Origin of the sequence: Mycobacterium sp., assembly GCF_049608025.1 — a bacterium.
GTDB lineage: Bacteria > Actinomycetota > Actinomycetes > Mycobacteriales > Mycobacteriaceae > Mycobacterium.
Map to the genome: position 1 here is coordinate 38,063 of NZ_JBMYXC010000026.1, position 6,698 is coordinate 44,760.

A 6,698-nucleotide genomic window follows, 5' to 3' on the forward strand; every position below is an offset into this window, starting at 1 on the left:
TGGTACGGCGCTGGCGGCGACGTCGGCAGCGCGGAACGCGATCAGTCCCGCCCGCGATACAGCAGGCGCAGCAGCCGGCCGATGAGGCGAGTGCGCCGGTTCGAATAAGGGTGCATGTGGATATCGCGGCGCGGATGCAAGCGCGAGATGAGCAGGGCCTGTGGGCGGCAGTACTTGCGGATTCCACCGGGTCCGTGACGGTAGCCGACCCCGGAGGCCGGCTTGGCCCCGCCCATCGGCAGCTCCATCGCGGTGTAGTTCACCAGCGCGTCGTTGATGGTGACCGCACCCGCATTCACCCGCCGCGCCACCTTCTCCGCACGGGCCAGATCTCGGGAGAACACCGCCGCGCACAAGCCGTACTCGGAGTCATTGGCCAATCGGATCGCCTCCTCCGCGTCGGCGACCTTCATGATCGGCAACGTCGGGCCGAAGGTTTCTTCGCGCATGCAGTCCATGTCGTGGTCGACGTCGACCAAGACAGTCGGCTCGAACCAGTACCCTTCGGTGCGCCCCCGGTGCCCCCCGGTCAGCGCCTTGGCCCCGCGCTCGAGTGCGTCGGTGACGTGGCGCTCGACGATGTCTACTTGCGGAGGGAAGGTCAGCGATCCGACATCGATGCTGCCCGGACCGGCGGGCACGCCCTGGCGAATCGCCCGCACCTTCTCGGTCACCCGCGCAACGAAATCATCGTAGACAGGCGCCTCGACATAGCAGCGCTCGATCGAGATGCAGGTTTGGCCGCAGTTGAACATCGAGTAGTAGGCGGCATGGTTGGCCGCGCGTTCGATGTCGGCGTCGGCGAGCACGATCATCGGATCCTTGCCGCCCAACTCGAGCGATGAAGGGATCAGCCGCTCGGCGGCGCGGACCGCGACCTTGCGGCCGGTGGCAGTGGACCCGGTGAACATGATCATGTCCACCTCGTCGATGAGCGCCACGCCGGTAGCGCCGCGCCCGGTCGCCACAGCGAACACGTCGGCGGGCAGCCCGCAGCTGGCCAGCCCGTCGGCGAGTAGGAGTGACGTCAATGGCGTGATCTCCGAGGGTTTGAGGATCACGCTGTTGCCGGCCGCGAGGGCGGGAATGCAGTCACCGAACGAGTTGGTCAGGGGGTAGTTCCACGGTCCGATGACGCCGATCAGCCCTAACGGCCGGTAGCGCTGGACGAGCCGCTTACCTTTGACGAAGAAGGACGAGGACCGGATCCGTTCGTCGCCCAGATAGCTCTGCGCGTTGTCGGCCCAGAACCCGAACGCTGCCGCACCGTAGATGTGTTCGGCAATCTGAGCATCTTCGTAGGCCTTGCCGGTTTCAGAGCAGATCATGGTGATTACCCGGTCGGCGTTGTCGATCAACCACCGCTGCATCCGCTTGAGCACCAGCGCGCGACCGTCGAAGCCCAACGCTTCCCAGCCCGGCTGCGCGGCCCGGCCACGCCGCGCCAGCTCGGCGACCTCTTCAGATCCCATATCCGGCACGTATCCGATAACTACACCGGTGGCAGGGTCTTCCACCGCGATCTGCGGATGTCGGTCATCCCGGCCCATTTCCGGTTGGGTAGTCATGCTGTGCATTTCGTCTCCGGGGTATGTCGGTGGAATGGAATAGCCTGCAACTGGCAGCGCCGACTGGCGATCGGGCTGATAGCTCGATTGTTCACCGCAATCGAGCTCATTTCTAGGGCGTGTTCATCGGAAGTCTGAAGCCGCTGCGGTGCTAGGGGCTTGGGAGCCCGTTGGGGGCCGATCTCAAGTGTTCTGCGTGCACATCGCCCCCTGCGGGCAGCCGCCGTGCGACCATATCGGTCGTGTGCTTCTCGATGACGGCTGACTTGGTGGTAGGTACCGCGCTGGTGCCGGTGGCAGTGCTGTCGTTGAGGGAGGTCAGACACCGGCGGGAGTTGCCGTTCGCGCTATTGCCCGCATTGTTCTCGATACATCAGTTCCTCGAGGTCGCCGTGTGGGCAGGCCTGGACGGAGACGTTTCCGCCGGCGTGGCGGATCTGGCAATGCGCGCGTACTTATTCATAGCCTGGCCGCTGCTGCCCACCTACGTCCCGATCGCTGTGATGCTGCTCGAGCCTCGGTCCGCTCGCCTCCGGGTGGCACCGTTCGTGGCACTGGGCGCCGCGGTGTCCGTCTACCTGTCCTTCGTGGTTCTGGCCCAGCCGGTTGAGGTGATCCGGCACGCAAACGGCCTCGAATACGCCACCGAGGTTCATCATCCCATCGTGTGGGCGGTGCTCTACATCATCGCGGTGATCGGGTCACCGCTGATGTCGGGCTACCGCACGATCGTCGCATTCGGCGCAGTGAACCTGGTGGGGCTGGTGCTGGTCGCCGTGTTCTACTTCCAGGAGTTCGCGTCGCTGTGGTGCGTCTTCGCCGCTGTTTCCTCGATACTCATCCTCGTGCACATGATTCGGCGGCGACGGCTCCCCGAAGCGGAGCGAATGGATGGTGAATTGGTGCCCACGTCCTGAGACCGGCGTCGGCCAGGTCGGCCGGGCGCCGCTACGTCGGCTTGGCGCCGGGGGCGCGGACAACCATCGGAACAGCAGGGAAATACGCCGCTATCTCCGAACGCGACCGCCGGAGCGCGGCGGTACCGTAGCCCTTCTTCCGGTGTTCGGGGTGAATCCAGATCCTGAGGTTCACCTCGCCTCGCTCGAGCTCACCGAACACCATCCCGACTTTCGCCGTCTCGACGACAGCGACGAACCAGGCGGCATCCTCCTGGTCGATGCGGCGCTGGGCGAAGCGGATCTCGTCGTCGAGCGGTTGTGCGGGCTGGCCGGATCCATCGCCGGTGACGCCGACCTCTTCCAATCTGGTGGCGAAGATATCCCGGTCCGGATCACCGGCGAACGGGCGCAAGGTCAGGCTGTCATCCGTACTCGCCGGTCGCTCGTTCTGCATGAATGTCAGCTGACTGTTGAGATCATCGAGCTCTGCGGCGATCTTGCGGCGCGAGTCCTTCGTCAGTTGATCGAACGCCATACCGATGACCGCCTCACCGCCCCGGGTCGACGTGCCCAACAGCGCTGCGATGGCCGCCACCGCGGCCGGCCTGTCGTCGGCCTCCACGATCACGTCGAGAACTTCATGGCGATTATTGAGCGCGGACAGCAGAGCATCGGCGATTTCACGGCGGGCGGCCGTCTGATCCTGATCGGTCATGACGTCACCCTAGTTCCGTATACCGCAACTGCGCATCGATCCGGCTCGGATTCGATGCGCACTGGCGGCGGCCGGCGATCTAGCGGGCCTGCGGGATGCTGTTGACGATCTTGCTGACGGCGGCCAGCAGGTGCTTGCCGGGGTACCAGGCGTCGGCCGCGGCCGGGGTGACCGAGGTGGCCGGGGCGACCGAGGTGGCGAAGGGAGCGGTAGCGGCCGGGATGGTCGTATTGGAGACGGTGGTGATGACGGGGGCAGCGCCGGCCTTCTTGCCGCAGGTCGGCCACGCGCCGATGCCTTGGGTGGCGAGCACATTCTCGGCGACGCGGATCTGCTCCTCACGAGTGGCCTGCGCCGGATTGCCGAAGCCACCATTGGCGGCCCAGGTGGCCTGCTTGAACTGAAGACCGCCGAAGTGGCCGTTACCGGTGTTGATCGCCCAGTTGCCGCCGGATTCGCACTCGGCGATGGCGTCCCAGTTCACGCTGTCTGCGTGAGCGGTGCCTGACGACATTCCGGAAATCCCCGTCAAGGCCATCAGCGCGACGACGAACGCACCGGTGAAGGCTGCCAGCGAGATGAACTTCCGGATGTTTTTCATGTCTGGTCTGTCGCCACACTCGACTCAGGCGTTACTCCGGTCACAAACTTTTTGGCTAAGAGTTTTCTGGCACTTCTTACACCGGGCCAATCCGAACGAGCCCCTGCCTCGTATCCCAATCGCAGTCCGGTGTTGACCGGGGCAACCGCTGTGAAGCCAACGAGAGGCAGATCCATGAAAAATCAATTGCGTCGAAGCGTTCGGGCCGCAGGGGCCGCTCTTCTGGCGGCGGCGTTTCTGAGCGCGCTTCCTGCCACACCAGTCGCGAACGCCGACCCCCGCCTGGATTTCACCGGGACGACCCTGTCTGGTGCGCCGTTCAATGGCTCCAGCCTGCAGGGCAAGGCCGCGGTGCTGTGGTTCTGGACCCCGTGGTGCCCGTTCTGCAATGCCGAGGCACCCTCAGTCAGTCGGGTCGCCGCCAGTAATCCGCAGGTGACTTTCGTGGGTGTGGCGGCACGCTCCGATGTCGCGGCGATGCAAGGATTCGTCGCGAAGTACAACCTCGACTTCACCAATCTGAATGACGCAGACGGGTCGATCTGGCAGACCTTCAACGTTCCGTGGCAGCCTGCCTTCCTGTTCGTCAAGCCGGACGGCACATCGACCTTCTCCAACAATCCGACATCGGCGATGTCCGAACAGGAACTCGCCGATCGGGTGGCCGCGCTGGCCGGGTAAGGACGGCGCCGGTGAATCACGAACTCCTCGGTCTGGCGTTCGCGGCGGGTCTGGTGGCCGCGCTCAATCCCTGCGGTTTCGCCATGCTGCCGGGATACCTGGCCTTTGTGGTGGGTGACAGTGTCGATGGTGGGGTCGGAGGCCGACCCGCCGCGGTTGGGCGTGCGATTGTGGCGACACTGACCATGACGCTGGGGTTCCTCGTGGTGTTCGCGGCCTTCGGCGCGGTGACGCTGTCGGTCGCCTCGACCCTGCAGCGCTACCTGCCGATCGTCACCGTCGTCATCGGGATCGCCCTGATGGGCCTCGGCGCGGCGCTGTTGGCCGGGAAGGAGTTGAAGGTGTCGCTGCCCACGGCGGCGACATCTGCCCGTTTGGCGCCGACGGCACGACTGTGGTCGATGTTCGGCTACGGCGTGGCGTACGCGGTGGCCTCACTGGCGTGTACCGTCGGTCCGTTTCTGGCGGTCACCGCGGCCGGCGCGCGCGGTTCCCTGTCCGACGCGGTCGCGGTGTATCTGAGCTACGCGGCCGGTTTCGCCTTGATCGTGGGAACCCTTGCCGTAGCCGCGGCGCTCGCCAGCGTGACCGTGGCCGCGCGGATGCGGCGGGTGCTGCCCGCGGTCAACCGGATAGGCGGCGCTCTGGTGATCCTGATCGGCGCCTACGTGACCTACTACGGCAGTTACGAGCTCCGGTTGTTCCATGGCAATGCCGACACCGGCGATGCGGTGATCGCCGGGGCGGGGCGATTGCAGGGTGCGGTAGCGGGCTGGGTGTATCAGCAGGGCGGCTGGCCGTGGGCACTTGCGCTGGCTGTGCTTCTGGTCGCCGCGACCGGGTGGGCGCTTCAGCGCCGATCCCGGCGCAAGGTCTGAGGGCAGCGTTTCAGATCGCTGCGGCAACTTTGTCCAGCCGATTGTGGCCCGGGGCCGGGGTTATGCTGAAGCGATGCCGCTATCAGGTGACTACGCTCCCGGCCCGGTGGTCTACGCCCGTGAACAAGCCGAGGCGTACATGGCATCCGGCGGCAACGCTGCCACCGAGCTGGACGGGAAGCCCGTCATCCTTCTGACAACGGTCGGGGCGAAGACGGGAAAGCTCCGGAAGACCCCGTTGATGCGGGTGGAGAACAATGGTCAGTACGCGATCGTCGCGTCGGCGACGGCGGCCTCGGTAGCAGAAGGCGAGGCCGAGACGGGTTCGCCGACGTCGGCGATCAAGCCTCCGTTCTGGTACTACAACGTCAAGAAAAACCCGCGGGTGGAGCTCCAGGACGGTCCGGGCAGCGGTGACTACGACGCCTGCGAGGTGTTTGGTGACGAGCGGGCCACCTGGTGGGCGCGGGCCATCGAGGCATGGCCGGACTACGCGATGTATTCATCCAGGACCGGGTTCCAGATCCCGGTGTTCGTCCTGACCCCGGTTGGCTGAAGCTGGTCTGCCTGGACGGTCTACCCTGTCTGAGGCATACCTAGCTGGACCGAGTTCGGTCCCCACAGCGAAGGATCGTTGGTTGACCATCCGGATTACCAGGGTGCGCTCGTCGCTTGGGCGAACAGGGTGCGGTGCCGCGGCCGCAGTCCTGGTTCTGGCGCTGTCGATGGTGGGCGACGTCAAGGCCGATCCGGCGGCTGACGCACTGGCCAGGCTCAACGAGTTGTCCGTTCAGGCGGTGCAGACCCGTGCCGCCGTCAGCGCCGCCCAAGACGACCTCGACGCCAAACTCGCTGTTCAGGCGACGGCTGAAGCCCGTCATCGCGTCGACATGATGGCCCTTGAGGCCTCCAGGGCCCAACTGGACACCCATCAGGCCGCCGTCGACAGGGTGGCCGCGATGACCTATGTCAGTGGACGCACCGGTTGGTTTGCGGCCGCGTTGACCGCAGGCTCCCCGCAACAGCTGATCGACCAGGTGTGGCTGGAACGGTCTCTCGGCGTGAAGATGGCCGATCAGATGAAGGCGTTTCAGGCAGCACGCGAAAACGCGGCCGGTGCCGCTCGCGCCTCACAGGATTCGGCCGCCGACGCCGGCGCCGCGGCCGAGCGGTCTGCCGCGGTGTCCGCGGACCTGCAGGCCAAGTGGAGCGAACTGCAACGACAGATCGCCGCCGCGGAAGCGCAGTACGCAGCGCTGACACCGCAGCAGCGGGCCGCGTTCGACAACCCCGCCACACCTCCGCCGCCACCGAACGCCCCGCCGCCACCGAACGCCCCGCCGCCACCGAACGCCC

Annotated in this window: 7 protein-coding genes and 1 pseudogene; 5 read left to right on the top strand and 3 right to left on the bottom strand. The window is 65.9% G+C overall.

The window, feature by feature from the left end:
• Positions 1 to 41: 41 nt before the first annotated feature.
• Positions 42 to 1,577 (bottom strand): aldehyde dehydrogenase family protein, encoded by a 1,536-nt coding sequence (locus ACPGXI_RS10635; RefSeq protein WP_526652593.1) that lies wholly within the window; start codon positions 1,575 to 1,577, stop codon positions 42 to 44.
• Between the two features lie 245 nt (positions 1,578 to 1,822).
• On the opposite strand from ACPGXI_RS10635, the gene ACPGXI_RS10640 reads away from it, so the two are divergent.
• Entirely contained in the window at positions 1,823 to 2,485 is a 663-nt protein-coding gene (locus tag ACPGXI_RS10640; protein ID WP_526652595.1) for a DUF6629 family protein, read from the top strand.
• Between the two features lie 31 nt (positions 2,486 to 2,516).
• Here the strand turns inward: ACPGXI_RS10640 and ACPGXI_RS10645 are convergent, their stop codons facing one another.
• Together ACPGXI_RS10645 and ACPGXI_RS10650 are read right to left on the bottom strand one after the other, a co-directional pair.
• Entirely contained in the window at positions 2,517 to 3,182 is a 666-nt protein-coding gene (locus tag ACPGXI_RS10645) for a GNAT family N-acetyltransferase (RefSeq protein WP_526652597.1), read from the bottom strand.
• 79 nt (positions 3,183 to 3,261) lie between these two features.
• Positions 3,262 to 3,783, bottom strand: coding sequence for a transglycosylase family protein (locus ACPGXI_RS10650; protein WP_526652599.1), 522 nt, complete (start codon positions 3,781 to 3,783; stop codon positions 3,262 to 3,264).
• Between the two features lie 174 nt (positions 3,784 to 3,957).
• On the opposite strand from ACPGXI_RS10650, the gene ACPGXI_RS10655 reads away from it, so the two are divergent.
• The 4 genes and pseudogenes from ACPGXI_RS10655 to ACPGXI_RS10670 form a co-directional block, all read left to right on the top strand.
• Positions 3,958 to 4,464, top strand: coding sequence for a protein disulfide oxidoreductase (locus ACPGXI_RS10655; protein ID WP_526652601.1), 507 nt, complete (start codon positions 3,958 to 3,960; stop codon positions 4,462 to 4,464).
• Between the two features lie 11 nt (positions 4,465 to 4,475).
• A complete protein-coding gene (locus tag ACPGXI_RS10660) occupies positions 4,476 to 5,342 on the top strand; it encodes a cytochrome c biogenesis CcdA family protein (protein ID WP_526652603.1) in 867 nt (288 codons plus the stop codon).
• 73 nt (positions 5,343 to 5,415) lie between these two features.
• Positions 5,416 to 5,898, top strand: a complete 483-nt coding sequence (locus ACPGXI_RS10665) for a nitroreductase family deazaflavin-dependent oxidoreductase (protein ID WP_526652605.1) — start codon at positions 5,416 to 5,418, stop codon at positions 5,896 to 5,898.
• Between the two features lie 94 nt (positions 5,899 to 5,992).
• Positions 5,993 to 6,698: pseudogene (locus ACPGXI_RS10670) on the top strand (glycoside hydrolase); the annotation flags it as partial.